At 51.9% G+C, this 1,381-nt stretch carries 3 protein-coding genes; 2 read left to right on the top strand and 1 reads right to left on the bottom strand.

Annotation, left to right across the window (positions count from 1 at the left end):
* The first annotated feature begins 238 nt into the window (after positions 1 to 238).
* The gene (locus tag BUB44_RS14860; RefSeq protein ID WP_073167776.1) at positions 239 to 673 is read left to right on the top strand and encodes a helix-turn-helix domain-containing protein; all 435 of its coding nucleotides are present in this window, start codon (positions 239 to 241) and stop codon (positions 671 to 673) included.
* The gene (locus tag BUB44_RS14865; RefSeq protein WP_073167779.1) at positions 670 to 918 is read left to right on the top strand and encodes a hypothetical protein; all 249 of its coding nucleotides are present in this window, start codon (positions 670 to 672) and stop codon (positions 916 to 918) included. The genes BUB44_RS14860 and BUB44_RS14865 overlap by 4 nt, the downstream gene beginning before the upstream one ends.
* Before the next feature lie 115 nt (positions 919 to 1,033).
* Here the strand turns inward: BUB44_RS14865 and BUB44_RS15650 are convergent.
* On the bottom strand, positions 1,034 to 1,381 hold a 348-nt coding region (locus BUB44_RS15650), incomplete at its 5' end, for a hypothetical protein (protein WP_207545682.1).

The raw sequence follows: 1,381 nt of genomic DNA on the forward strand, positions 1-1,381 counted from the left end.
TGAATTCCTCGGTGTATTGTCTCATTGACCACACCCCCTAAGATCATTATAGGTTTTACACAGAGATTTTCCAATTTGCTTAGGGGGCTAAATAGTTCCAGGCTTATGGAAGTGTGCGAAACGGTTGTCCTGACCGGGAAGGACCGAAGAATAAAGGGGAACGGTTAGTGTGGGCGGAAATAAACTAATCCCTGTCCGGATGACAAAGGCTTTATGCTATGCAAAGGAGGAAGACCTAATGGGGACCAACCAAGTGCGGTACTTTAGAGAAAAAGCGGGCTTATCAGTTAAGGAACTGGCACGAAAGACTAACCTCCACACCGCCTGGGTGCTGCAGGTTGAGCGGGCGGAAAACTCCTGGGGACGCACACCCTGGGGATACGACACCGACAAGAAGTTTGCGGATGCCCTGGGCGTCAAGCTGGCGGACCTGTTCAGCGACTACCGCCCCCCGGAGAGACCCAAAGAGGAACCCCAGCCTGTCAGACAACGGAGTAATGAGGAAATTGCCGAGGAATTAAGGCTCCTAAACGAACGCCGGCAGCAGAAAATTGTCGGCGAGCGGGAAATTTACGATGCTATGGACGAAGTTGAACAGTGGTGCCCTGGCGTTGTGTGCGGGCCAGGTGCCCGGAAGCATGATTTCTCAAAAGCGAAGGGGGACAATAAATGACCCTACAGGAACTTTTTAGAAACCCTCAATTCCATAGGCTCAATATTCAGCAGCGTTTGGTTGCCTGCGGCCTTATCATTTATGCTAAAGACGGGCAGGGAATTGCTGACCCTCAATATCTGCAAAACAAGCCGCTCCTCAGCGGTGTCGAGGAGATTGAGGATGCCCTCGTGGTAATCGAAAAAAGCCTGCCGGTCAAGTTTTTCGCCCAGGACGGAAAACGGCTTTACGTATGGGAGCGATAAGCGATGCCCTACAAGGACCCGGAACGACAAGCCAGATATCTGCGCCGGTGGCGGGCGAAAAAACAACGTGAGCGCTTAGAACGAGAAAAGCAAATTTCAAAAACTGTTCTTTTCCTTATACTTCACCGAAAGCCCCCAAAAAGAAAAGAAGCGCGTCCGGTGGCTCCTGAACCTGGTTTTCGACCGGGTGCTGGAGAAAGAAGAAGCGCAAGTTTTGATGAACCATTTTGACCTGCTGCCCCAGCGGTTTCTTGAGGCACTCCTGGTTTGCTGGCGCGAGAGAGGATTCCGTGAAGTCAGTGTTTTCCAGTTCATCGACGAAATCCTTCTCTCTCCGTCCTGGGAACCCTGCCCGACATGCGGGAGACCCCTTCCCCATCAGGTAAAATAAAAGAAAAGTGGAAGGAGGGTAGCGAGGGTGTACTACCTGGAGGACAGCGACCAGGAGATACTGGAGAGCCCG

Origin of the sequence: Desulfofundulus australicus DSM 11792, assembly GCF_900129285.1 — a bacterium.
Classification (GTDB): domain Bacteria; phylum Bacillota; class Desulfotomaculia; order Desulfotomaculales; family Desulfovirgulaceae; genus Desulfofundulus; species Desulfofundulus australicus.

Bases quoted from the DNA above. Each gene is read 5' to 3' on its own strand.
- BUB44_RS14860 (WP_073167776.1), top strand. From the start codon at position 239: ATGGGGACCAACCAAGTGCGGTACTTTAGAGAAAAAGCGGGCTTATCA.
- BUB44_RS14865 (WP_073167779.1), top strand. From the start codon at position 670: ATGACCCTACAGGAACTTTTTAGAAACCCTCAATTCCATAGGCTCAAT.